Source organism: Mucilaginibacter panaciglaebae (assembly GCF_039539265.1).
In the GTDB taxonomy this organism is placed as follows: domain Bacteria; phylum Bacteroidota; class Bacteroidia; order Sphingobacteriales; family Sphingobacteriaceae; genus Mucilaginibacter; species Mucilaginibacter panaciglaebae.
The window spans coordinates 70,200-95,848 of the sequence record NZ_BAABCV010000004.1 but is presented as its reverse complement, the minus strand read 5'-3'; the positions used below and the strand labels follow the sequence as shown (position 1 = coordinate 95,848).

General features: G+C 41.9%; 26 protein-coding genes and 1 tRNA gene. 8 read left to right on the top strand and 19 right to left on the bottom strand.

Translation table 11 applies throughout. The features are described 5' to 3' along the window. Positions 1 to 59 precede the first annotated feature (59 nt). The 12 genes from ku to ABD772_RS06415 form a co-directional block, all read right to left on the bottom strand. Positions 60 to 830: a non-homologous end joining protein Ku gene (gene ku / locus ABD772_RS06470; protein ID WP_345101955.1), complete on the bottom strand. Its 771-nt coding sequence runs from the start codon at positions 828 to 830 to the stop codon at positions 60 to 62. A gap of 124 nt (positions 831 to 954) precedes the next feature. Next, the gene (locus tag ABD772_RS06465) at positions 955 to 1,728 is read right to left on the bottom strand and encodes a DUF6515 family protein (protein WP_345101953.1); all 774 of its coding nucleotides are present in this window, start codon (positions 1,726 to 1,728) and stop codon (positions 955 to 957) included. A 159-nt stretch (positions 1,729 to 1,887) separates the two neighbouring features. Further along, positions 1,888 to 3,222 carry a sensor histidine kinase gene (locus tag ABD772_RS06460; RefSeq protein WP_345101951.1) on the bottom strand — a complete coding sequence of 445 codons (1,335 nt, stop codon included), beginning with the start codon at positions 3,220 to 3,222 and terminating at the stop codon, positions 1,888 to 1,890. A gap of 2 nt (positions 3,223 to 3,224) precedes the next feature. Next, entirely contained in the window at positions 3,225 to 3,908 is a 684-nt protein-coding gene (locus tag ABD772_RS06455) for a response regulator transcription factor (protein WP_345101949.1), read from the bottom strand. A gap of 9 nt (positions 3,909 to 3,917) precedes the next feature. Further along, on the bottom strand, positions 3,918 to 4,793 hold the full coding sequence (locus tag ABD772_RS06450; protein WP_345101947.1) for a hypothetical protein: 876 nt from the start codon (positions 4,791 to 4,793) through the stop codon (positions 3,918 to 3,920). Between the two features lie 22 nt (positions 4,794 to 4,815). Next, positions 4,816 to 5,142, bottom strand: coding sequence for a hypothetical protein (locus ABD772_RS06445; protein WP_345101945.1), 327 nt, complete (start codon positions 5,140 to 5,142; stop codon positions 4,816 to 4,818). 189 nt (positions 5,143 to 5,331) lie between these two features. Then, positions 5,332 to 6,246 carry an FAD:protein FMN transferase gene (locus ABD772_RS06440; RefSeq protein ID WP_345101943.1) on the bottom strand — a complete coding sequence of 305 codons (915 nt, stop codon included), beginning with the start codon at positions 6,244 to 6,246 and terminating at the stop codon, positions 5,332 to 5,334. A 227-nt stretch (positions 6,247 to 6,473) separates the two neighbouring features. After that, positions 6,474 to 7,547: a peptide chain release factor 1 gene (gene prfA / locus ABD772_RS06435; protein ID WP_345101941.1), complete on the bottom strand. Its 1,074-nt coding sequence runs from the start codon at positions 7,545 to 7,547 to the stop codon at positions 6,474 to 6,476. A 103-nt stretch (positions 7,548 to 7,650) separates the two neighbouring features. Then, positions 7,651 to 8,424: a UDP-2,3-diacylglucosamine diphosphatase gene (locus ABD772_RS06430; RefSeq protein ID WP_345101939.1), complete on the bottom strand. Its 774-nt coding sequence runs from the start codon at positions 8,422 to 8,424 to the stop codon at positions 7,651 to 7,653. Positions 8,425 to 8,515: 91 nt separating this feature from the next. Further along, the gene (locus tag ABD772_RS06425; protein WP_345101937.1) at positions 8,516 to 9,031 is read right to left on the bottom strand and encodes a hypothetical protein; all 516 of its coding nucleotides are present in this window, start codon (positions 9,029 to 9,031) and stop codon (positions 8,516 to 8,518) included. A gap of 130 nt (positions 9,032 to 9,161) precedes the next feature. Beyond that, positions 9,162 to 10,919, bottom strand: a complete 1,758-nt coding sequence (locus tag ABD772_RS06420; RefSeq protein WP_345101935.1) for a S41 family peptidase — start codon at positions 10,917 to 10,919, stop codon at positions 9,162 to 9,164. Between the two features lie 60 nt (positions 10,920 to 10,979). Next, positions 10,980 to 11,195 (bottom strand): hypothetical protein, encoded by a 216-nt coding sequence (locus tag ABD772_RS06415; protein WP_345101933.1) that lies wholly within the window; start codon positions 11,193 to 11,195, stop codon positions 10,980 to 10,982. 136 nt (positions 11,196 to 11,331) lie between these two features. Between ABD772_RS06415 and ABD772_RS06410 the strand changes: the two genes are divergently transcribed. The 3 genes from ABD772_RS06410 (at position 11,332) to dcp (ending at position 15,590) form a co-directional block, all read left to right on the top strand. Continuing rightward, on the top strand, positions 11,332 to 11,913 hold the full coding sequence (locus ABD772_RS06410; RefSeq protein WP_345101931.1) for a porin family protein: 582 nt from the start codon (positions 11,332 to 11,334) through the stop codon (positions 11,911 to 11,913). Positions 11,914 to 12,048: 135 nt separating this feature from the next. Beyond that, positions 12,049 to 13,332 (top strand): SGNH/GDSL hydrolase family protein, encoded by a 1,284-nt coding sequence (locus tag ABD772_RS06405; RefSeq protein ID WP_345101929.1) that lies wholly within the window; start codon positions 12,049 to 12,051, stop codon positions 13,330 to 13,332. Positions 13,333 to 13,457: 125 nt separating this feature from the next. Beyond that, positions 13,458 to 15,590 (top strand): peptidyl-dipeptidase Dcp, encoded by a 2,133-nt coding sequence (gene dcp / locus ABD772_RS06400; RefSeq protein ID WP_345101927.1) that lies wholly within the window; start codon positions 13,458 to 13,460, stop codon positions 15,588 to 15,590. A 329-nt stretch (positions 15,591 to 15,919) separates the two neighbouring features. Here the strand turns inward: dcp and ABD772_RS06395 are convergent. Beyond that, positions 15,920 to 16,032: transfer RNA gene (locus ABD772_RS06395), tRNA-Asp, on the bottom strand. 165 nt (positions 16,033 to 16,197) lie between these two features. Here ABD772_RS06395 and ABD772_RS06390 point away from each other — a divergent pair. Next, positions 16,198 to 16,674, top strand: coding sequence for an Lrp/AsnC ligand binding domain-containing protein (locus ABD772_RS06390; RefSeq protein ID WP_345101925.1), 477 nt, complete (start codon positions 16,198 to 16,200; stop codon positions 16,672 to 16,674). Positions 16,675 to 16,779: 105 nt separating this feature from the next. On the opposite strand, the gene gltX is transcribed toward ABD772_RS06390, so the two are convergent. Beyond that, positions 16,780 to 18,282, bottom strand: a complete 1,503-nt coding sequence (gene gltX, locus ABD772_RS06385) for a glutamate--tRNA ligase (RefSeq protein ID WP_345101923.1) — start codon at positions 18,280 to 18,282, stop codon at positions 16,780 to 16,782. A gap of 184 nt (positions 18,283 to 18,466) precedes the next feature. Here gltX and ABD772_RS06380 point away from each other — a divergent pair, with 184 nt between their 5' ends. Further along, complete coding sequence (locus ABD772_RS06380) at positions 18,467 to 19,687, top strand: sensor histidine kinase (RefSeq protein ID WP_345102494.1); 1,221 nt, start codon at positions 18,467 to 18,469, stop codon at positions 19,685 to 19,687. After that, the gene (locus ABD772_RS06375) at positions 19,680 to 20,189 is read left to right on the top strand and encodes a DinB family protein (protein ID WP_345101921.1); all 510 of its coding nucleotides are present in this window, start codon (positions 19,680 to 19,682) and stop codon (positions 20,187 to 20,189) included. Before ABD772_RS06380 ends, ABD772_RS06375 begins: the two co-directional genes overlap by 8 nt. 47 nt (positions 20,190 to 20,236) lie before the next feature. On the opposite strand, the gene ABD772_RS06370 is transcribed toward ABD772_RS06375, so the two are convergent. Next, positions 20,237 to 20,602, bottom strand: coding sequence for a DUF6249 domain-containing protein (locus ABD772_RS06370; protein ID WP_345101919.1), 366 nt, complete (start codon positions 20,600 to 20,602; stop codon positions 20,237 to 20,239). A 291-nt stretch (positions 20,603 to 20,893) separates the two neighbouring features. On the opposite strand from ABD772_RS06370, the gene ABD772_RS06365 reads away from it, so the two are divergent. Next, positions 20,894 to 21,478: an RNA polymerase sigma factor gene (locus tag ABD772_RS06365; RefSeq protein WP_345101917.1), complete on the top strand. Its 585-nt coding sequence runs from the start codon at positions 20,894 to 20,896 to the stop codon at positions 21,476 to 21,478. Then, positions 21,475 to 21,972 (top strand): anti-sigma factor family protein, encoded by a 498-nt coding sequence (locus ABD772_RS06360; protein ID WP_345101915.1) that lies wholly within the window; start codon positions 21,475 to 21,477, stop codon positions 21,970 to 21,972. Before ABD772_RS06365 ends, ABD772_RS06360 begins: the two co-directional genes overlap by 4 nt. 626 nt (positions 21,973 to 22,598) lie before the next feature. On the opposite strand, the gene ABD772_RS06355 is transcribed toward ABD772_RS06360, so the two are convergent. The 4 genes from ABD772_RS06355 to ABD772_RS06340 all read right to left on the bottom strand — a co-directional run bounded on the left by ABD772_RS06355 (position 22,599) and on the right by ABD772_RS06340 (position 25,640). Further along, on the bottom strand, positions 22,599 to 22,787 hold the full coding sequence (locus ABD772_RS06355; protein ID WP_345101913.1) for a hypothetical protein: 189 nt from the start codon (positions 22,785 to 22,787) through the stop codon (positions 22,599 to 22,601). A gap of 66 nt (positions 22,788 to 22,853) precedes the next feature. Further along, on the bottom strand, positions 22,854 to 24,551 hold the full coding sequence (locus ABD772_RS06350; RefSeq protein ID WP_345101911.1) for a sodium:solute symporter family protein: 1,698 nt from the start codon (positions 24,549 to 24,551) through the stop codon (positions 22,854 to 22,856). 108 nt (positions 24,552 to 24,659) lie between these two features. Beyond that, complete coding sequence (locus ABD772_RS06345) at positions 24,660 to 24,842, bottom strand: hypothetical protein (RefSeq protein ID WP_345101909.1); 183 nt, start codon at positions 24,840 to 24,842, stop codon at positions 24,660 to 24,662. Positions 24,843 to 25,259: 417 nt separating this feature from the next. Further along, a complete protein-coding gene (locus ABD772_RS06340; protein ID WP_345101907.1) occupies positions 25,260 to 25,640 on the bottom strand; it encodes a hypothetical protein in 381 nt (126 codons plus the stop codon). Positions 25,641 to 25,649 lie beyond the last annotated feature (9 nt).

Here is a 25,649-nt window from a genome sequence, read left to right as displayed (position 1 = left end):
TTGTAAAATGTTTTACAATTATTAATCCAAAATTTTCGATTATAGCTTTTAATGGCATTTTACGCACCTTTTTTCACTTTTAAACTATCCATTAATTGATCATATAAGTCTGTACCAGTGGCTTTTTGTGGTTTAAGTTTTTTGACTGTTGCGCGTTTGCCTTTCGATTTGGCTTTGATGATTTCGAGCAGTTGTGCGTTGTATTCGTCTTTAAATTTAGACACATCAAATTTTTCAGCATACTGCTCAATCAGCGCCAAACCCATATCCAGTTCTTTTTTGCTGATGTCGACCTTATCCGGAACACTAAGGTCTTCGGTATCCCTAATTTGTTGCCCAAAACGGATACGGGTAACCACCAGCACATTTTTTACCGGGTGCACAATACACAAACTCTCGGTGCTGCGCAGTACAAAGCGTGCCAGTCCAGCTTTCTTAGATTTTATCAGGGCTTGCAGCAATAGCGCATAAGCTTTATTGTTTTTAGTATCAGGTTCTGTGTAGTAAGAGGTTTCGTAAAACATCGGGTTTACGTCGTCCACATCCACAAAGCTTTCAATGGTGATGATCTTACTTTTTTCCGGGGCGGCATCTTCAAAGTCGTGATCTTCCATGATCACGTAATCGTCGCCCATTTTGTAGCCTTTCACAATTTTATCATAAGGCACTTCTTTATGTGTATGCTCATTTACGCGCTGGTAACGTATGCGCGAGTGGTCGCGGGCATCCAGCATATCGAAATCAAGTGAACTGGTTTGCACCGCCGAATACAGCTTAACCGGTATGCTCACCAGTCCGAAACCAATTGAACCTTTCCAGATAGATCTCATAATTAAATGTTTGTAACAGATATAACTATGAAACGCTAAAACGGTTTGCAGATGAGCAAATCAAACGTCGCTTACAAACAAAAAAGCCCCCTTGTAAGGAGGCTTAAAATTCAAGACCAACAAGTTATTGGACGTCAGGAACGCTTGCTACGCGATATACGGTAACGCCGCTGGCGTCTTTGGTTTCTTCCAGGTAAATATCTTCGGCAGTAACGTAGTATTTTTTACCATTAAGGGTAACGCGACGGGCGTTTTCAGGGAGTTGATCAATAATATCGCCAACATGCGGTACCTGATTAACTGTACCATTGTCATCACCATTGCGGCCATCGCTTTTATCCGTGTTTAACACGCCGTCTTTACCGGCCACTACATATACCTTATCACCCTTATCATTGATGACTATCTTGTAGTATACACCACCGTATTCAAAAAACTGCTGGTTATCAATCATGATAGCTTTAGCACCTTTTGGTAATGAAGGCACTGCCGCACCTACCGGCGGCGCTGTCACTACATAGCCGTCATCGTACGTACGATAGAAAATACCATCGTAATAATAAAATAAAGATGAGCCCATATAAAACGGGTAGTATCCGAAAGGCAGCGCATTAAAATAAAACCCTAAGCTAGGATAGCCGTAAAATCCACGGTAACCAAAACCTGTACGGTAGTCCAAACCTAAACCCAGATTAACGCGGCTACGGTAACCCGTATTGAAACTTGCGCCTCCTCGGAAACCGCCCCCGCTTCCGGCGCCACCCCTGCTAAAGGTTGCGCCGCCACCACCGCCGCCGGCATGTGCTGCCCCGCGTTGTGCATCGGCATTAAAAACAATCATTAATGATAATGCTCCGGTGAATAATAACGCAGAAGCATATTTATATATCTTTTTCATATAGTGTAAAAAACTTAACTCCTTTTGGTGTTAGATAGTATACGCTTACAAAAACTTTTACTAACATAACCTTTATTAGACAATTTCAGGTTCAAAGGGTTTAATCTGCACACAAAAATATTTCATTTCAGTGCGATTTCCTTTTCATCCTTTTAATCCTCACTTTTTAATGAGTTGTGACGGAAAGATCAACCTGAAATTACTACCCAGGTCTTTCACCGAATCTACCTCTATTTTGACGTTATGAAATATAGCTATTGACTTAACTATTGGTAGCCCCAAACCAAAACTATCCTGTTGCATTGACTGTCTGAACTTTTTGAACCGGTTAAAAATAAATGGCATATCTTCCATACTTATACCTATGCCGCTGTCGGTTATGTTCACAATCAGGTTACCTCCGTCCGTTTCGGTAGTGATCACTATTTCGCCGTCTGCCTTGTTATATTTAATAGCATTGTTTACCAGGTTAAAAAACAGATTAAACAGCAAAAAACGGTTGACATTTACCAGCGTCACATCCTCAGGCACCAGTATATCGAATGTAAGATTCTTTTCGGCCAGGCGCACACTTATCTCGTCATAAACTTCCTGCAGCAATTGGTTAATGGATATCTGATCTTCTTTTAAAAACTGCTCATTCTCGATCTGCGATATCAGTAATAGTGTTTTGGTAATACTTTTTAGCCGGTTCAAAATCTTCAGCATTTCCAGTAAGCGTACCTTTAAATCGTCGGCTATATCCTCCTGTTCAAACATGTTTTCGATCTTTGATTGCAGGATAGATATGGGCGTCATCAACTCGTGCGAGGCGTTGGATATAAACTCACGTTCCTTTTGAAACGCTGCCTCAATGGTTTCGATCATTTGATGTATGCTGATATCGAGGTATTGGAAATCGGACGTTGTTGTCTTGACTTCCTTATACGACCCAAAATTCGGGAACTTCTGCCCTATCAGCTTTGTCTTGATGATTAGTCCCAGCGGGTCAAGTACGCGGTTGGTGTAAAACAAATCGGCCAGGATAGTGAGCAATATCATACCAATCAACACCACAAAGGCTATGTTTTGCAGCGGGGCACTGGTTTCGTCGAGCGTAGCGACACTTTTACCTATTTCGAGCAGGTATTTATGCCTGTCAATTGTAAAGGTGTGGCTTAAAATTCGGTATTCTATAGTATCCCGCTCCACCAGGCGGCGCTCGTTTTTGATAGTATCAACTACATGGCCCGGTATAGTATCGGTTTCAATAGTCAGGTACTCTTCTTTCAGCGGCAGGTAGTAACTGCCATAAGTTTCACCGTCGGGGATGTAGTTTTTTATGCCCTGGGTTTTAACTATCTGCAGGAATTTTTTTTGTTGCTTGATGAGGTTGTTATCAACGTAATTCCGGCTGATCTTTTTTATCAGAACAGGTACAAGCAAAACAAACAAAACCACGATCACCAGTTTTGAGATGGCATTAAACAGCGTAAGTTTTGTTTTTAACTTCAATGCTAAGTGTTCATTTTAACTTTATAACCCAGGCCACGTACCGTTTCCAGCCAATCGGGTGATGAATAAACGTTTAGTTTCTTGCGGATGTTTTTGATATGCGCGTCAATGTAATTAGAGTCATAATCGTCATTGATCACGCTACCCCATATATGCTCACTTAATTGAGTGCGGCTAAGTGTACGGTTTTTATGCAGAATAAGGTAGGCAATCAGGTCAAACTCTTTTTTGGTGATGGTATTTACCACAGTATCCTGACAACTAATTACCCTATCGGTCAGGTTGATCAGGAAATCGCCCAGTTCGACTATATTTTGTTTTAAACCAAATTTACGACGCATAATAGCCTGCATACGGCTTTGCAGTTCTAATAATGAGAAAGGCTTGGGCAGATAGTCGTCAGCGCCCAGATCAAGGCCACGCACGCGGTCATTCACCTCGGCACGGGCTGTTAATATAATACAAGCCGCATCCGGATTATTTTTCTTAGCCTCTTTAAGCAGATCCAGGCCTTCATAATCAGGCAACCCCAAGTCAATCAGTATAAAATCGTACAAACTGGTAGCAATTTTTTCTGAGGCCGAGATACCATTATAGCAAACATCGGTAATGTAATTATTATTGTTCAGGAAAATCTCCAGTTCTTGTGCTAATGCTGCCTCATCTTCAATTATTAAAACGTTCATGGGGTTATCTTAATAAAAAACGTAGAAAAACGATGCATTTATAAATGATTCATGCTTATTTTGTAAAGCGCCCTCCACGTTAACTGGTATTGAATATTTATACGCAAGTTCAAAAGTATAATGCGGCCGGTTGTAAGCTATAGGTAGTTTAAAGCTATAATTGAGCATATTCAGCCGGCCGTTGTTAAAATCTGTCGATGTGCCAAAGCGGTATATATTAATGGAATTTAACCGCACCTGATGATCTACCGAATAGCGTTGCACAAAATTTTGAGTACCGATAATGAAGCTAAAACCGGGATTAAATGACAGATAATCCTTGTCATCAAATATATTGCCCTTGGTTTCAAAATATTTAGAATGTGTTACCGTCATAAAGAAATCGCTCGATTTGCCGAACAGGTAATCCAGTGTCACTGTTGATTTTATAGGCCCCCAGTCGTAAGCATTTTTCCAGTTAACGTCATTCGAGGTGGCCGACTCTATTATGCGCTCTTCTTTGTTAAATATAAAGCGGTTATAAGATAAAGCACCCGAGAATCGCTTGCTGGGACGATACAAATAGCCTCCTCCTACATCGACCTCATCTACCGAAGTGTTATAGCCTATCAACCGTAAAGCAGACCCGTAAACAAAAAAACCACTCTTGAAATTGTATACCACATCTGCCGAAAAATATGGATACTTAATTAGCCCAACCCGACCAAAAAACATCGCATCGCTGCCATAATTGATACCAGCTGAAAGCGATTGTTTACGAATTATAGTATCGGTATCTCTTACAGCGTAGTCAGGATACCTAAAATTAAGATCATGACGCAACAACTCCGCGGCGGCAGCGGGACTACATACAGCAATTAAAATTAGTATACGCAGGTATTTCATTGATCGGCTTATTTAGTTTAGGTTAATTACCATTTCGTCTCGGAATTTCAGGCGGTCTGTCCAAACCCTCAGGGCGACGCTCGCGCTTATGCTTAGGTTTGGCCTTTGAGTCCTGCACATTATCTCCGTCACTTATCTTTTCGGGCTTAACCTGGCGTTTGGCCTTTGATATTTCCTTTATTTTTTTTGCCTCCTCTTCCGCCTTCTGCTTTTTGGTAGTATCGGTAGCCAAAACATGTTGCATACTCTTACCAAAAGCAAGTGCTCGGCGCACCGAACCCGTCTTGGCAGATGATAAGCTTGCTGCAAATATCAACAACAATACAATATAAGCAAGTCGCTTTAACATCGACGAGATGAATTGGGTAAATATTTTTCCAAAAGTCAGTTAATTAAAGGCAGATGCAAAAGCACCTGTCTAATTTATAGTAATGCACTTAAACTTTATAATTTTTAATGGATTTTTTAGCGCACCAACAAGTGTATACCAACAAGGCACATACCGGATAGTATAAAACCACCGGCTAAACCTTGTCAATTAAGCAATGCTGATCCCTTTTGATGGATATATGCGGCTATGATCGTCAATGATCACACAATCGATCTGATTTAATTGATTGATCAGATAAATACCGGCGTTAACGCCGATAGTCATTACCGGTGTTGCCATAGCGTCGGCAAACTCGGCAGTGGGGCTTATGATACTTACGCTTTTAATCTGACTTACTGCAAAACCATTTGACGGTTTAGCGGTGCTTAATTTTTTATTGCTGATGGTGGCATATTTCTCTACATTTACCGAGGTAGCTACCGCCGCGTTGCTGATATACAGATGCGCAAACGGCTGATTAGCCTGACGCGGGTCGGCAGCGGCTACGGTCCAGGGTTCCATATCAGGCTGCAGGCCCCAGGTAAGCAAGTCGCCGCCGGCATTGATAACACCGTTGCTCACGCCCTCTAACTGCATAACATATTTGGCACGATCTGCAGCATAACCCTTGCTATTAGCCGCAAAGCCTATACGCATACCCTTTTCTTTAAGGAAAACGGTTGTAGCTGTAGCGTTTAATACCACATCTTTATAGTTTACAGCAGGCGTTGTTGTAGCGACGCCGTTATTCTCGGTATCGTCGTTATAATAGGTAATATCGAATGATCCGTGAGTTAATTCAGAAATTTGCAGAGAGCGTTCAATCAGTTTATAGATCTCGGCATTAACTTTTACCGGTTTAACGCCCGCATTGCGGTTAATGGTATTTACTGCACTGTCCTCGCCAAAGGTACTTAGCAACTTTTCGACGCGATTAATTTCGGCGATAGCGCTATAGATACGCTCGCCGGCCCAAATCGGATCATTCCCTACCACACTGATTTCAAACTTGTTACCCATCAACATAACTTCACGTCTGTAGATGGTCGAGTTATTCGCTATTACCTTTTTTAGAGCCAGCATAATCTAGTCTTTTATTTCTAAAAACTAAATTAGATCAGCTTTATGAAAACAAGATGAAAACAGCTTTGTAAATGCAAAAAAGTGTTAAACAGACATGTATGCATACACAGATGGGGAGTTGGATTTAATAACAAAGGCATTATACACAAAAATGCAGATATGCTAATGATTCATTCATCTGCATACCTGCACACTTACATATTTGCACATCAATAGCGAACGCGAATTTACGCCACGCTTCCTTCTTTTAGTTTTTCGGCATTTTCAGCAAATTGAAGGGCCTCCATAATTTCCTGGATATTGCCATTCATTACGTCCGAAAGGTTATAGATGGTCAAACCAATACGGTGCTCAGTTAAACGACCTTGGGGGTAGTTATATGTACGTACCTTAGCCGAGCGGTCGCCGGTTGATACCATGGTCTTCCGTTTTTTAGACGCTTCTTCCAGGTGCTTTTGCAGTTCCAACTCATAAACACGCGAGCGCAATACCTGTAAAGCTTTATCGAAGTTTTTTAACTGCGATTTCTGATCCTGGCACTGGGCTACTATACCTGTGGGGAGGTGGGTTAACCTTACGGCAGAATAAGTTGTATTTACCGACTGGCCACCCGGACCTGATGCACAGAATAAATCTTTACGGATGTCGGCAGGGTTTAATACAATATCAAACTCATCAACCTCAGGCAATACCACAACCGATGCCGCCGAGGTATGCACTCTGCCTTGTGTTTCAGTCTCAGGTACGCGCTGCACCCGGTGTACACCCGATTCATATTTCAACGTTCCGTAAGCGTCTTCAGCGTTTACGTTAAATACAATCTCTTTATAGCCGCCTGCTGTACCTTCGGTGTAGTCAACCAGCTCAGTTTTCCAGCCGCGTTTTTCGCAGTAGCGCATGTACATACGGTAAAGGTCGCCGGCAAAAATAGAAGCTTCGTCCCCACCGGTACCACCGCGAATTTCGACAATGGCATTTTTAGAATCTTCAGGATCTTTAGGGATCAGCATCAAACGGATCTGTTCCTCTTTTTCCTCTTGCTGAACCAACAATTCGTCCAACTCAGATTTTGCCATCTCACGAAACTCTTCGTCCTTCTCGGTGGCCAATATTTCTTTATTAGTATTAATATTGCTCACGATATTACGATAGAGGTGGTACTCGTCAACAATCTTAGCCAGATCTTTATATTCCTTGTTCAGTTGAGCAAAACGCTTCATATCAGCCATGGCATCAGGGCTGCTTAATTCCGCTTCTACTGCTTTCCAGCGTTGATATATTAATTCTAATTTTTCTAACATATACTAAATCTTCGGCCAGCTAAAAGAACCAGCCACTTTAAAAGATGCAAAAATACAGTTTTTTGTGCGCAAAGCATAACGCCGGTGCCTTAAAGCTAAAAGGTTATGGTAGGATGACAGTACTGTTGTGCTGTTCAAAATAGTCAAGCTTCAATTCTTCCCCGTCAAACACGGCATAAGAGTTGTAATTAACCCATTCCCCCAGATTTACATACCTGCCTTTGTCATTCAGCCGGATATCCAGCGGCAAATGCCGATGACCAAATACCAGGTAATCAAAATGCTTTTGAGCAAGCATTTCACGACTGTAAACTACCAGCCACTCCTGCTCCAGGCTTTTGCGTTTTTCATTGCTTAAACCGGCAATACGGCTATGTTTCGACCAATAGTTGGCAATGCCTACGCCCAGGTTTGGATGCAGCCTAGCAAAAAGCCATTGACAAAGCTTACTGCGGAAAATGTTTTTCAACACCTTATACATCGCGTCGCCGGGACCAAGGCCATCGCCATGGTGCAGGTAAAACTTCTTGCCGTTACGTTCAATCTCCAGTTCGTCGCTAACGATTGTAGCCTTAAGTTCATCAACAAAATAATCAAACATCCACATATCATGATTACCTTTAAAAAGATAGAGCTTAACCCCATTGTCCGCCAACTCGGCCAGCTTGCCTAGAAACCTGATGTAACCGCGCGGCACAACGGTTTTATACTCAAACCAAAAGTCAAAAATATCGCCCATTAAAAACAGTTCGGCGGCATCGGCTTTGATCATGTCCAGCCAGCGCACTATGCGGGCTTCGCGCTCACGACTGCCTTCATAGCTGCCTGCCCCTAAATGAAAATCAGACCCGAAATAAATTTTTGTACCTGTGGCCATACCGGCCAAAAATACATTTTATCGCCGATATCAAGGCCAACAAAAAAAGCCCTTCAGACTGAAGGGCTTAATACGTCATAATTTTTAATTATTAATGATGTCCGTGATTATCATGACCTTTGCCATGATCCTCGCGACCTCTACCATGATCATCATGACCGCGGCCTTTATCCCAACCATTGTGGTTTCCGTTGTCATGTCCGTTCCAATGGTTTCGGTATTTGGCTTCGCGACTATCCCGAATAACAGTCTGGCCTCGGCGGCCCTTGTAACCTTTATATTTAGTACGGTAAGTAGCAGCATGCACCCATGGTGTAGGCTCGTTTACTACAACTTTGTAATTATTGTAAGGGTCAAAATGATACCTGGCAGGTAAAACCTCGGCGCGCGTCCATCTGCGGCCTTCTAAATAAACATACTGATGATTAGGCACATCATAATAGGCATCAACATCAGGCATATAGTAATATTCGGCATGATCATATCCTACCGGGCCCCAGTCAGGCTGGCTGCCAATGTTTAAACCTAAACTAATACGTAATTGGGCATCGGCTTTAAAAGCGAAACAGCTTATTACCAATACTGCTGTTAAAAGGATCTTTTTCATAAGTGTGTGTTTTATTGTTGTTGATTGTAAGACGTTAGTTAAAGAAAATGGTTTATTTTTTTCGATGATAGCCCAACAAATAAAAAGAGCGATGGTTTGACATCGCTCTCTTAAACTCTTATCTCGAATGTTACTGATCGTCTTTACCGGCTTTATCTTTTCCCGCGTCGTCTTTCTTATCGTTCATTGCTGCCAGTACCGGCTTTCCTATTACTTTATAAGCCCCCTCGCCTTTTAAAATAGCTGCCAGCTGGTTTTTATCCTGCATGGTTTTTATTGCCTGAGAAAGCTCTTTGTCGTATTTAAAGTAAGCTTCGTAACGCCCTTTATCAAAATAATAGCGGCCTACAATTTCACTCTCAAGTGCTTGCTTGATCTCTTCTTTATGCAGTTGTAAGTCGTTTTTCTTATTCGCTGTCATTTTGTTTTTCAGGGCGTCGTACTCTGTCTGTATCTGGTCAAATTGCTTTTCTTTAGTACTCTCCGTTTTCAAGGCAGCCAAAACTCTCTCTGATGTAGTATTATAAGTATAATTTTTGTTTGCCAGGTATTTCACAAAGTCATTGTACTCGGCATCCGTTAAAACAAAATCTTTTGCTTCGGCAATTTTTGGGTGCGATAAGCGATACCTGGTAGCGTAATCAAAAATAAAGAACCTGGTAATGAGTGTTTGGGTGATGTTAGCAAACAGGTCGCGTTTAATAAAAATATCCGGATAGATACCGCTGCCATCATAAACCGAACGGCCGTTTTTAGTTTTAAACTCATGCATTAGTGAGTCCGCAACTTTTACAACGGTACCATCTTCTTTGCGGTGCGTATAATCTATCTCCTGTATACAACGACCCGAAGGAACATAATATTTAGCAATAGTGATTTTGACTAAACTATTATAAGGCAGCGGAAACGTTTGCTGCACCAGGCCCTTACCATAGCTGCGCTGGCCTATAATGATAGCGCGGTCCAGATCTTGCAATGAGCCTGCAACAATCTCTGACGCTGAAGCCGAGCGCGAGTTAACCAGTACTACCAGCGGCATATCAGCTGCCAGCGGCGTAGCCATTGTTTTATAGGTAAAATTTTTCTCCTTTACCTTCCCTTTTTGCGCTACTATCTCGACATCCTTTTGTACAAAAAGATTAACTATTTTAACTGCTTCCTGTAAGATACCGCCGCCGTTTGATCGCAGGTCGAGTATCATACCATTAGGATTATTCTTTTTAAGGGCGATGAGTGCATCCGTTACTTCCTGAGCAGAGTTTTCCAGGAATCTATCCAGCTTAATGTAGCCCATGTTACCGGCTACCATGCCATAATAAGAAACGTTAGGCTGTTTAATTTCGTCACGGATCAGATTTTTTTCAACCGGCTTGATATCGCCATCGCGTTTAAGCAATAGCTTAACACCCGCCCCTTTTGATCCCTTAAGCAATTGGCTAACCTGTTCGCTGTTTTTACCATCTAAGGCAATATCGTTGATCTTCAACACCTGATCGCCCGGGCGGACATCAGCTTTTTGGGCCGGAAAGCCTTCAAATACAGTTGATACGAATACTTTGTTGTCGCGCGCAAAAACGCTGGCGCCAATACCGCCATACTGAGTGCTTACATAGTGCAGTTTGTAATCTTCAATTTCAGATTCAGGTACAAATTCAGTATAAGGGTCAAGGCCCTCAAGCATGGCATCGGCACCGGTTTTTAAAAATTTTGCCGAGTTAATGTCATCTACATAATTAATATTAACCTCTTTGTATAAAGATGCAAACACTTCCAGGTTTTTGGATATCTGAAATAAGTCGTCACTAAAACTCCATATACCCAATGACAGTACTACAACACCCGCCGATATCAATATACCTTTATACCTAACTGCTACACCCTTTTTCATCAAATAGAAATCTTAAAATATAAAGCTACAAAAAACTGTCTGCAAAATAATTAACTTATTTTACAGGCGATTATTGTCAATATTGACCAAAGCTTTTTTAAGAGTAAAAACCACGTACTCGCGGTTGCGGTTAACCAGGTGCATAAGGTTATTAATCAATGCTTCCTCCTGGCCTTCGGTATAACTCAGTTGTGCATCGGTTAAGTGATTATACTTGCGCTGAACCTTAATTTTCACACGCTCCCACTCTTTGTTGCTGATGCTTATTTCTGCCATAATAATATATTTTTGCCAAAAATATAAAAAATACAATGCATAGCAGTGTCAAAAATTTGGTACAGCTATTGTTAACCTCATGTAACGGCACCCCTAAAAATTAAAATGCCGTATTATAAATTAAACATCTACAACTATGAAAAAGTATCTATTAAGCGCCATGCTGCTTACAGCGGCCACAATTGGGGCAAAAGCGCAATTTAGTCTTGGTGTTAAAGGAGGCGTTAACTATTCAAAAATAAGTTCAGATAACTTCCACAACACATCCGTTGCCGGTTACCAGGCTGGTTTATTTGCCCGCTTTGGTGGAGCATTTTATGTACAACCTGAGTTGTATGTGAGTAGTAAAGGCGGCAAATTCGACTCCAGCCAAAATGGTACAGATTACAGTGCCAAAGTTAAATTTACTGATCTGAATGTACCACTATTATTTGGTGGCTCATTTGGTCAAAAGAACCTGAATTTCAGGGTTATGGCTGGCCCTATTTATTCTTATATTTTGGATAAGCACCAAAGCTTTTCGAATAACTTTACCGGTGCTTTTAATGATTTTGGCAACTACCGCAATAGCACACTGGGTTATCAGGCCGGCGCAGGTGTTGACATTGGCCCCATTACGGCCGACTTACGTTATGAAGGTGACTTAACCAGGGTAAACGAAAATTATGGGCAGCGTAACAACCTTTGGGCACTGAGTGTGGGCTTCAAATTCTTTTAACACGCAGTAACACATAACTGGCGTGTCAAAGCGATCATCATGTAACATCATGGTGGCCGCTTTTTTGTTTTTGGGCGATGTAGTTGTTTTACCTCTTTTTTGCATAAAATTGCAATCTGGAATATACCCACGCTTATGAGATTAAAAATTACAGTGCTGTTGTTTCTATTGTCAATATTTATTATAGGCGTTCCTAAAGCTCATGCATCAACCATTGATACCACTAAAAATATCGGTGCATTAGACACATTGAAGATAGTTTATTTCGGCTCGTCAGTTCCATTAGGCATAGGCGCAAAAAACAATTTTGGTTATACCTCTTATTATAGTGAGATATTAAAACAACGCGCCGCCGATGACTTAGGCAAGAACTGGCACCCTGTAAACAAATCTATAGGCGGCGACAATACGATGCGTTTAATGAAACGCTGGCATAGAGATTTCGTCACTCAGCATGCAAAATATGTATTAATAGCCTTATCATTAGGTAATGAAGGGCTTCACGAGAAGGGCAAAAGCATGTACGACCAGTTTAAAACAAACCTGCCTAAATTGATCGCTATGGCCCGTGATAGCGGATACATACCAGTAGTTACCAACTGCTACACACGTAACGATTTTACTGATAAAGACTATTATTATACCAAACAAATGAATTTATGGATCCATACTTTAGATGTACCTTCGGTAAATTTATTGGGTGGCATTGATGATGGTACAGGCAAATGGGCAGCCGGCTACTGGTATAATGACGGCCACCCTAATGATGCGGGGCACCTTGAATTGTCTTATACTATAGTACCGTCATTATTTGATGCCCTGAGCAATGGCAAGCCGCAGCCAAAATGGGTGAATGGTTCTTATCTCAAAATCAACAAAAACAATACAGGGCTCATCAATTTTAAACCTGAAAATATTGTACACCCTTTTACTACTACTATCGATGTTAAAGCAGATGGCAAAGGCCAGATCATCCTGTTAAAAGACACCCTGGGCAACGCTGGTTCAATAGCTATTAATGATAAGGGTTGTGTCGTATATAACTCACCATTGCGTCAGCAAATATCAGGCAACACAAAAATAGTCGATGGGAAATGGCATAAAATAACCCTTACTCATTATTACGCACACAGCGAAACCTCGCTATACTGCGACAGTACGTTCCAAGGCCACGTTGATGAGCGGATTGTATTAAAAGAACTTTCTCTGGGTGGCAAAAACGATAAAAGCATCGACATTAAAAATTGGCTATTTTATCGTTCAGGGATGAATTTAGACGAAGTTAAAGCTCTTACCAAAAATACATTGCTAAAATCAAGCCTGGAATTATATGCTCCGTTAGATGATCAACATGTTGTTTTAAAAGATGTGCTGGTTAATTTAGCGCAAAGCACTAATACATTAAGCAGGGTCAAATAGTAAGTATATATCGTCAATAAAGCATTAATGAAACGGCCATATCTTAAAAGATGTGGCCGTTTCATTTTAGCAAACAAGTATATTTTGCTACTTTGTGAACACTGATCTTTTCTCGCTAAAGAATTATGAAAAAACTCTCTATTTTATCATTGGCGATGTTTACTGCCGTGGTAACCAAGGCCCAGAATAACATGGATAAACCTACGGATCTGCCGGTAACTAATCCGTTTTTTGCGCCAAGTAAACTGCACCTGCAAGCGCCCGATTTCACTAAAATTAAAAATAGTGATTTCAAGCCCGCAATTGAAGAAGGAATACGCCAGCAAATGGCCGAGGTGCAGAAAATAGCCAATAACAAAGCGGGGCCCACTTTTGAGAATACGCTTGTCGCATTAGAAAAAAGCGGACAACTGCTCGGGCGCGCCAACCGGGTGTTTAACCTGCTCACCGGTGCTAACACTAATGCCGAGTTGCAAAAGGTCGAAGCTGAAACAGCGCCTGAATTAGCTGCCAACAGCGACGCTATATATCTTGATACCAAACTATTTAAACGTGTTGAGGCCATTTACAAAAAGCGCAATCAAATAAAGGACGCCGAGTCGCGCCGCCTGGCAATGATTTATTATCAGAACTTTACACTGGCTGGCGCATTGCTATCAGAAACTGATAAAGCAACACTTAAAAAATACAATCAGGAAGAAGCCAGCTTGCGCACCAAGTTTAACAATCAACTACTTGCCGGCACCAAGGCCGCCGGTTTATTGGTTAACGATAAAGCAGAATTAGCCGGGCTTACTAGTGCCGAGCTGGACTTTGCTGCCCAGGCGGCCGAAGCTGCTGGGCATGCGGGCAAATGGCTCATTGCCTTGCAAAATACCACACAGCAGCCTTATTTACAGCAGCTTACTAACCGGTCAACTCGCCAAAAGTTATTTGAGGCATCATATACCCGTAATGAAAAAGGCGACGCCAACGATACCCGTGCAACCATTGCCCGCATAGCGCAGATCCGTGCACTGAAAGCTAAGTTGCTGGGTTATCAAAACTACTCGGCCTGGAAATTACAGAACCAGATGGCCAAAACACCGGCGACAGTGAATAAATTTTTGGATGATATGGCTCCCGCAACCATTGCTAAAGAAAAAGAAGAGGCTGCGGACATACAAGCGGTAATTGATCAGCAAAACGGTGGCTTTAAACTACAACCCTGGGATTGGGACTTTTATGCCGAGCAGGTACGCAAAGCGCGTTTCGATTTGGACGAAAGCCAGATCAAACCATACCTGGAGATTGACAATGTTTTACGCAACGGTGTGTTTTATGCCGCCAATTTATTATACGGCTTAACCTTTAAAGAGCGAAAAGATATCCCGGTGTATCATCCCGAAGTACGCGTGTTTGATGTCTACGATAAAGACGGCTCGCTGTTAGCCCTGTTTTATTGTGACTACTTTAAACGCGACAACAAGCGAGGCGGTGCCTGGATGAGTAATATGGTAGGCCAATCGAAATTGATGGGTACTAAGCCGGTGATCTATAACGTGGGCAACTTTGCACACCCGGCTCCCGGGCAGCCCGCGTTATTAACATTTGATGAGGTGACTACCATGTTCCATGAGTTTGGGCACGCGTTGCATGGTATGTTTGCCAACCAGAAGTATCCTTTGCTGTCAGGAACGTCGACAGCGAGAGATTTCGTTGAGTTCCCGTCGCAATTCAACGAGCATTGGGCGCTCGATCCGAAAGTCTTTAAGCATTACGCCCTGCATTATAAAACGAAGGAGCCAATGCCGCAGGCACTGGTTGATAAGATCAAAAAAGCAGGCACCTTTAATCAAGGCTATAGCACCGGCGAGCTGCTGGCTGCTGACTACCTCGACCTGGCCTGGCACTCGTTAGCTGCCGATGCACCATTGATTACCGACGTTGATAAATTCGAAGCTGATGCGCTGCATAACAAGGGCGTTGACCTGCCGCAAGTACCGCCACGATACCGGTCAAGCTATTTTCAGCATATCTGGGGCAGCGGTTATGCGTCGGGCTACTATGCTTATATGTGGACATCTATGCTGGAAAATGATGCTTATTTCTGGTTTGTTGAACATGGCGGCCTAACCCGTGTCAATGGTCAGCGTTTCCGCGACATGATACTATCAAGAGGTAATACTGAAGACTTAGGCAAGCTATTCCGCGATTTCCGTGGTCATGATCCAAGCGTAGTGCCGATGATGGTGCATAGAGGATTGATTAAAAAGTAGTGATATTTTTTCATTTGCGAGCGTAGCGTGGCGCCCCCGAAGACTTAAAAGTTTATAAAAAAGTAAGGCCCCTGATGGGCAGGGGCCTTTACTAACCAATTATAAACCTAAATTATGAGAAGAGCTGTAGGAGAAGGGGTCGAACCTTCACGGAGTGGTTATTCTTATCGCTAAGAGTTTCCCATATTCTCCGCCACCGGGACAAGGAGGTGTGTCTGCCAAAAATTTCACCATCCTACAGGATTGTATTAAGTACAAAGTCCGGAGTCTTTAGTCCCGAGTCTTGACTTAAGACTTTGAACTTGAGGCTCTCGACTCGACCTTAATAGCTGTTGGGGAAGGATTCGAACCTCCACAGAGTAGTTAGCCCCCGAAAGGGTTTCCTATGATCTCTACCACCGGGACAAGGAGGTGTGTCTGCCAAAAATTTCACCACCCAACATTGTTGTTGTCAAATGTTTTAAAGAACTGGATTAAGCTTCTTAGGTCCGTTTGCTTGTTACAAACATAATAGACTTAGCAATTCCTTGCAAATATTTCAACAAAAATATTTTATTTTTATTCAAATTATAATTATACTTGTATTTCAATAAAGAAATTTAAATTTATGTCGCACAGAAAAGCTCAAAATTTAGAAATTGATAATCTTGACATTCAGATTTTATCAATATTGATGAAAAATGCCACCACTCCTTATACAGAAATTGCTAAAGAGTTAATCGTTTCGGGCGGAACAATCCATGTGCGGATGAAAAAGTTGGAGGAAATGGGGGTTATTAAAGGCGCCAGTTTAGAGGTCGATCCGCAAAAACTGGGCTATGATATCACCGCGTTTCTGGGGATATTTCTGGAAAAAGGCTCGCAGTATAACGAGGCAGTTAAACAATTAAAAGCTGTAAAAGAGATTGTAGAACTACATTATACTACCGGTAGCTACAGCATCTTCGCTAAGATCATCTGCCACGATACCGCCCACCTGCGCGAGGTATTAAATGAGCAAATTCAGGGCGTTAAAGGCATTCAGCGTACTGAAACATTTATATCATTAGAAGAAAGCATAAGGAGACAAATTACTTTGGAGTAAACTTTACTTAACACTTTATTATAATGAAGGCCTGGCGTGTGTACGCCGGGCTTTTTTGTCAAATTTACAATAATGCTATAACGTGGTGGTAATTTGGGTGCGGTATTACACCGTAAACGCCGCCAAGGCCTGCTCTATCCTATTAATAGTCTCATCCCTGCCCAATAGCGTCGCAATATCAAACACATGCGGGCCGAACTTGCCGCCAACCAGCATAATGCGGAAAGGCAGCATCACATCGCCGGGCTTGAGCGATTTTTGTTCCATCAATAATTTGAACTCGGCCTCGATATTAGCACTGGTGAAATCTTCCTGTTTATTTAATATGCTGATAAACTCGTTAAAGAAAGCCGTTTTCTCATCGCTCCATTTAGGTTTAACGGCGTTGAGGTCGTATTCGGCAGGGATCTGGAAAAAATAGGATGCCTGCTGATAGAAATCAGTTAGCAAGGTACAACGGTCCTTAATCAAATCAATGACAGTTATCAAATAAGCATCGTCTTTAACATCAATGCCTTTATCTGTTAATACCTCTTTAACTTTTGCCTTTAAGCTTTCAGCTTTCGCCTTCTTGATCCACTCGGCATTGAACCATTTAGCTTTCTCAAAATCAAATCTGGCCCCTGCTTTATTTATTCTGTCGATTGAAAACTTGTCAACTAATTCAGTGAGCGTAAATATTTCATGTCCCGAACCATCATTCCATCCCAGCATCGCCAAAAAGTTTATAAACGCCTCGGGCAAAAAGCCCATGCCGTTAAAACCCTGGCTGCCCTCCCAATCTAATGCAAATACCGGGAAGCCCAGGCGTGCGCCATCGCGCTTACTTAGCTTACCGTGGCCATCAGGTTTTAATATCAGCGGTAGGTGTGCCCATTGTGGCATCTCTGCTTTCCATCCAAGGTATTCCCACAATAATAAATGTACGGGTGCGGATGGCAGCCACTCTTCACCTCTAAAAGCATGGCTGATCTTCATCAGGTAATCATCAACCACCACAGCCAAATGGTAGGTAGGCATTCCATCGGCTTTTAATAAAACTTTATCGTCAACCTGGTTGGTTTCAAAACTAACGCGGCCGCGAATCATATCTGTAAAGCCAACAGTTTGGTCGGCAGGTACTTTTATGCGGATAACATGTGGTGTATGGTTAGCCAAAAGCTGGTCGACCTCGTGCTGCGGCAGCGACAAAGAATTACGGAGGCCATCGCGATAAACCTGACCGTACTGAAAATTAGGTATTTCTTTTCTATTTTTTTCCAGCTCTTCGGCGGTGTCAAAAGCATAGTAAGCATGGCCCTGCATCACCAGTTGCTCGGCATACTGGCGGTAAAGGCTTTTGCGCTCACTTTGTCGGTAAGGTGCGTACTGACCGGGATCAACCGGACTTTCGTCAGGTGTAATGCCGCACCAGTTAAGGCAGTCGATAATATATTGCTCTGCACCTTCAACGTAGCGGCTTTGGTCGGTATCCTCAATGCGTAAAACAAAATCGCCATTATTTTGCTTAGCGAATAAGTAATTAAACAATGCGGTACGCACACCGCCCAGGTGCAAGCCGCCGGTTGGGCTTGGTGCAAATCTTACTCTAACTTTTTTATCTGACATTGTGCAGCAAAGATAGAATTAAGGAGCAGAAAGCTAACAGGCAAAAGGTTAAAGCTTTGTCATGTTTAACTTTTGCCTTAATGAGCCGAAAGCTGAGAGGCCAAAGGTTAAGCTTATTGTATTTAATTTCTGCCTTGAGCTTTAAACTTTAAGCCCAAAAATTACGTTATTTGAAGCTGAGATGATCAACACCTTCCAAAATAAACGGCTCTGGAAATATATTTTACTTGCCTTTGCGGTAATAATTGCCAGCGGGTCTTTATTTTATACTAAGTATCTGGTACGTAATATCGCAAAAGCCGAGCGCACCCGGGCCCAACTATGGGCTCTGAGTATCAGGCAAAGTTTAACATCGGACGACAATGATTTTCTGCCCTACGTTTTGGCTGTGCGCGATAGCTCGGCAGTACCGGCAATTGTTACCGACGAAAAGGGAGATATCATAACCGTAAGGGGCCTCGACACCACTAAAACCTTTATAGAGTTACCGTCTGATATGCCTGCAGAGGCTAAAACCCCAAAATATGACCCCCAATATTTTAAGGATGAACTGGAGATCATGAAATCGCAGCACGAGCCGATAATTATTAGTTTGCCGGGATTAGGGCGCGGTAATAATTTGATCTATTATAAAGATTCGGCGCTGTTAAGTCAATTAAAGTTGTTTCCTTATGTGCAGCTGTCGGTTATTGCAGTATTTTTAACGCTGGCTTACAGTACATTTAACTCGTCGCGTAAATCTGAGCAAAACCAGGTGTGGGTAGGGTTAGCTAAAGAGACTGCCCATCAGTTAGGTACGCCCATATCCTCGCTTATGGCGTGGATAGAGTTGTTGAAAGATAAATTCAATGCCGAAGAGGACCCGCTCGTAGCCGAAATGGAAAATGACGTAAAACGCCTCGAAATAGTGGCCGACCGCTTCTCAAAGATTGGCTCGAAACCGAAACTAGAAGAGCATTCGGTTTATGAGGTAGTTAACGATTTTGTGAACTACTTTAAAATTCGCGTGAGCGCCAATATTAATTTCGAGGTTACCGGAAATAAAGATTTGGTTGCAGGCTTGAATATACCCCTGTTTGATTGGGTGATAGAGAATCTGCTTAAAAATGCGGTTAACGCTATTGAAGGTAAAGGCAGTATAAGGGTCGATGTATCTGCTAATAAGACCAGAGAATCAATCTATATCGATGTTATTGATACCGGTAAAGGCATCCCCCGTTCAAAATTTGCCACGGTATTTCAACCCGGCTATACCACCCGCCGGCGTGGTTGGGGCCTGGGCTTATCGCTCACCAAACGTATTGTGGAGAACTACCATAACGGACAAGTTTTTGTGCGTGATTCTGAATTAGGAAAAGGTACTACCTTTAGAATAGTTTTAAAAAAAATAAGACGAAATGCATAAACCAGAACCTGCAGCCTACGAGCAATTTTACAGCAAATACATTAAACTGGTAGATCAGGAACCTATCCTGGAAACCCTTGAAAAATTAAAGGCATCTACTTACCAATTATTAAGCAACCTTACCGGCGAACAAGCTAACTATGCTTATGCGCCGGAAAAATGGACCATTAAACAAGTAGCAGGACATTTAATTGATGCCGAACGCACATTTGCCTATCGCGTATTGGCTTTTTCGCGGGGACAAGTCGAACTGCCTGGTTTTGATGAGAACATTTATGTTGAACTTTCAAATTCAAATGATCGTACGATACAAGACCTGGCAACTGAGTTTAGCACAGTACGCAACGCTAACCTTTATATGCTGCGTGCCTTAACGCCTGCTCAATTGGATGCCCATGGTATTGCCAACGGTAGCCCGGTGCAGGTCAATACCATAGTTTACATTATGGCCGGGCATGAGGTGCACCATCTTAATATTTTGAAAGAACGCTATGGAATATAACAAAAGGTGAAAGTTATACCTCTTACCTTTCTGTATAAAACAGAATTCTATTTTTCGGTTTGTTTTCTGATTTCTTTACGTTGAATATGATAAGCCAGGTATAAGCCTGCACCGCCAAACAACGCAATCAGTGCAAAATAAATTGCGGTATTGTCCTGGCCTTTAGCAAACGGAAGCGTACTGTCTAAAATATAGGCTAGAAACAAACCAAGCCCCGCCCCTATCAGCAAAAGCCCCCAGGTTAGTATAGAACTAAGTGCGCCGGAGTTTTCTTCGTTTTTTCGCGGATTCATACCACGCTCAATCATGGCCATTCTTTCGCGGTTGCGTAAATAAACGATCCCAAATATCATGGCAAACATGCCTGTACATACCACCATGGGTATCATTACGCCTAAAGTTTGTGCATTCATTGTATTTAATTTTAAAGGTTAATCATTTACAATTACACCCCGTTGGTGTATTTACTGGTTATGACTACCTCATTTTAAATCAGGTTACAGCCAAATTATTTTTTTTTGTTAACTATGAGAATACCGATTATTGATTTGTTTTTATTTAGGATGTTCGAATTTGTCACATTTATGTTGATTCAAAGTAGTATTGTCAAACTTATTAAATCTAATAATTCAATAATTTCTAAATCCCGATATTTATCAAAGTGTGTAACCTAAATTAAAGTGATGTAGTCAGACAGACTATAAATGATGCAAAGCAAGCTTTCAGATATCGAACTGATCATCAAAACAATGGCGGGCGACCAATCGGCGTATGCCGACCTGGTTAAACGGCACCAACGTTTTGTGTTTACGCTGGCTCTGCGCTTTACCAAAAACCGCGAAGACGCAGAGGAAGTAGCTCAGGATTGCTTCGTTAAGGCCTATCGCTCGCTGGGTTCCTTCAAACAGCAATCAAGGTTTAGTACCTGGTTATATACTATTGTATATACTACTGCCATGACCTCGCTGCGCAAAAAAAGATTAGATACCACGTCTATAGACGACGAGAGTACGCATGTACAAGTCGAAAACACATCGTTGGGCGATGACGCTAATAATGCCGAGAACCAGTCGAGGTCTTTTTACCTTAACCAGGCTATCGGGCAGCTATCAGCTGACGACGCAACTATAATTATGCTGTTTTATAAAGGCGAGCAGTCGATAGAAGAAGTATCGCAAACCCTGGGTATCGAAGCCAACAGCGTAAAAGTAAAATTATTCAGAGCGCGCCAGCGCTTAAAAGAAAAACTGGAGCGTAATTTAAAACACGAAGTTAAAGAACTGATATGAGCAGCATTGAAGAAAAACTTTGGGAATACATAGACGGCACCTGTACACCTGCCGAGCGGGAAGCTATTGATCAACTGATAACTTGCGACGAACATTACCGGCACAAATATCAGGAGCTATTAGCCTTTAACCAGGAAATGGCAACTGATATGGAATTGGACGAACCGCCCATGGCCTTTACTTACCACGTGATGGAAACTGTCCGGACCGAATATGCCACGCAGCATCCCCTTAAAACGCGGGTAAATAAAAGCCTGATAGGTGTTATTGGCGGTTTTTTTATCGTCAGTATAATAGCCATGTTGGTGCTGGTTCTGGCCAGTTTAGATTGGTCGGCTGGGGGGCAGTTTGCATCAAACAGTACACACTTACCCGACTTTAAAAATCTGATAGGCGGCACTACTTTAAAAATATTTCTATTTTTTGATACCATATTGTTGTTGTATTTGGCAGACCGGCTTCTGCATAATGGTATTTTACACAAACAAGCGTAATGTATATTGTACACTTTGCTTCCTAAAAAGGACAATCATTTGAGCAATAAAAAGCCGTCTGGCACAAAATCACAGTTTTTTAAAAGTATCTTAAAATGCGGGTAATATTGGTATAGTAATTGCGTTAATAATTACAAGCTGGCAAACTTGCCAGTTTAATTGTGATAAGGTTTAGGTTGAATGCCCCCAAGAAGCAAGTTCGAAGGGGCATTTATTTTTAATAAAATTTAAGTATTACCATTAGCTAATTATTGGCTATATTTGATTAATGAAGTTTCTGGCAATTTTACAAATTGTGTGTTTGCTGTTTTTGTCTTCGTATATACCGACGACAAGGGCTAACACCCGCAATGTAAAACCGGATTGCTGCAAAAAGATGGAAAAGGCCGGTGCCTGCAAATCTGACAAAAAAGCAGGCGATGATTGCAACAGCCAGGGATGCAGCTTAATGTTAACTTGCAGTATATGTGGCTTTTTAATACAACAGCCGACAACACTACAGGCCACAACTTTCATTACATTGAAATCACCACTTTGCAAATATCAAATGGGTGATGCAGCCGGCTATTCCACTTCAGATTGGAAACCGCCAAAAGTTTAATAATTAATAGCAGTAATCAAATTTATTAAACATTCAATTTAAAATTCATCATGAAAAAAATAATTTTAGGCGCAGCTGTAGCAATGATCGCAGGCGCATCTGTATTTGCAAACCCAGCTGTTCCTCCTGTTAAAAAAAGCAAACAAGCTACCTGTACATCTTGCAAAAAAGCAAAATGCACAAGCAAAGCAACGTGCCCGAAAGTAACAGACAAATGCGTTTGTAATTAATAAACAATATAAAGCTGAAAGCCCTTTGCCAATGGCGAAGGGCTTTTTTTTTAGACGATCTTTGCCTTTTCGTTGACAAAAGGATTAATAAGCAAAGCAAATGATATAACCAGCATACAGCCAATAGGATTTAGCCACAAATAGGCCACCTGACCATAATATCCAAGTATGCAGATTATCACTTCAGAAATAATTGCAGCCATGAAAACCGCACTGCCTTTAACTCTTTTAACATAGAAAGCCACTACAAACACACCTAGGATAGTGCCATAGATATACGACCCCAATTGGTTAACGGCTTCTAATAAATTCCCCATTTTACCGGCATATAATGCCATGCCGACGCATACTATTCCCCAAAAAACAGTGGCCAGCCGCGACGCCAGTAAGTACTTTTTATCGGATGCTTTAGGGTTGACCGTACGTTTATATATATCAACCACGGTGGTTGACGCCAGCGAGTTTAGGGCACTGGCTGTTGAACCCATAGATGCCATTAAAACAATGGCTATCAATAAACCTATCATTCCGTGTGGTAAATAATGGGTAACAAAATTCAGGAAAACGTAATTAGTATCGTTGGTATCTGCCTGTTGGTTACTTTTTTTCATCAGGCCTATGCTTTCTTTGCGGATATCGTTTACTACGGCATCAGTCTGTTTTAAGTTAACTTGGGCTTGTGCAATTCGGGTTTTATCATGGCTGTCAAAAGCAGTAATCAATGCCTTGGCGTTTACCCTTCGTTGTTCAAAAGCACCGGTATATTTATTTTCCAGCGCGTTGTATTCACGGGCGTAAGCACTTTTTTTGACCTGCTTAACTTCATACTGGTTAAAAAACATAGGCGGGCGATTAAACTGATAAAAGGCAAAAACCAGAACGCCTATTAATAATATGCAAAACTGCATAGGTATTTTAATCAGCCCATTCATGATCAGCCCCATGCGGCTCTGCCCTACCGAACTTCCGGTTAGATACCGCCCCACCTGGCTTTGGTCGGTACCAAAATACGACAGCTGCAAAAAAAATCCGCCGATTATACCACTCCAGATATTATAACGATTAGCGGGATCAAATTTCCAGTCGATAACATTCATTCTGCCCATCTTGCCTGCCAGCTTTACTGCGTGTATAAAACCGATATGATGCGGTAGCAAAACAACCACCAGTGCTCCGGCAGCAAACATCCCCAGAAAAATAATACTCATTTGCAGTAGCTGAGTATATGATACCGCTTTGGTACCGCCCAGTACAGTATAAAAGGTAACCAGGCCACCAATAAATAGAGTGGTATAAATAGTATTAATATTTAAGATAATAGACAGAATAATAGCCGGCGCATAAATAGCGATGCCGGTTGACAGTCCGCGTTGTATCAGGAACAACATGGACGTTAAGGCGCGGGTTTTGAGGTCAAAGCGCTGTTCAAGGAACTCATAAGCAGTATAGACTTTAAGCCTGTGGAATATCGGGACAAAAGTGATACACAACACAATCATCGCCAGCGGCAAACCGAAATAAAACTGCACAAAGCGCATCCCATCGCTATATGCCTGCCCCGGCGCCGACAAAAACGTGATGGCGCTGGCTTGTGTAGCCATAACCGAAAAACCTATATGGTACCAGGATAAAGAGCGGCCGCCCACCAAAAACTGATCGATATTTTTATTACTACCGCTTTTCCAAAGCCCATAAACTACAATGAGTAGTATAGTAGCGCCAAGAACGATCCAGTCGGTTAAGCTCATTTAAAATAAAGGGTAATGAGCCAGAAAATGATAATTAAAAAAACCAGCCATGCGGCAACAACGCCGTAAAACTGGTTCCAGTTACGTATAAATGAAGGTAGCTCTGAATCAGGCTTCTTCACTGCTTCTAGCCAATACGGTTACGAAGAAGGCTGCAGTTAAAAATCCTAAAATGGCACCAATGATAACCCATTTAAAACCAACATTGATAACAGCACCAACAAAAGCGCCGCTTAAAATAGCCACCAGGTAATAAATATAGTTTAAGTCTTTATCTGATTGTTGTTTCATGATCTTGTTATGTAGTACGTGCAAAAGTAATTTATTATATGATGTGTAGCAATAGTTTAATGGTAAATGTTGAATTGTTTTTAAAGACGGACTTAATTATCACGCTGTTGAACAATAGCAAATTAAAAAAGCCGCTTAGAATTAACTAAGCGGCTCACAATTAACGGATGGTTTCGCCATCCTTCACCTCATCATTGGCATTGTTGAGTATCTTATCGCCAGGCGTTTAATTGCTGAAAACTTTGAGCCTTGCCTATTGAATCGGCAGCAGCGCCAGCACTTTGGGTGACAGTAATTACCAACGCCTTTACAATTAAGGAGCGGGCTGCTGTGCAATAGTTTAAAAATAAAAATGAAATGACAGGGGGATGATCACGCTGTCGGGCAATCATGTAAATTAGACCAGCAAAGGGCGATTTAAATGGTAAGCTTGCCGCCAAGCAGATACAATGGTTGCGGCGGATGCAGATTATAAAGTATGGCAGCTAAGGCGCTATGTGTTCCGGTTTGGGCTGATTTAAAAAGACGCGGTAAAAAAACATTCAGTGCAAAGGCTAACAGTGCTATGACCGGTAACACCGGATCAGCCAGTTTTTTGCTGATACCCGCCATGCCAAACTCCCTATTCTCTGAAAACCCAAGCACATGTTTGCTGAATGATTTTACCAGAATATTAGGTGTGCAATGATGCAGTGCCTGAAAATAATGCTGATGTCGCAAATTAAAACCTACAAACGGCTTAGCCACAAACATGAGCAGCGCTAAGAGCAAAAGGAATTCAAATTTCGATTTCGGCATTTGAGTTAA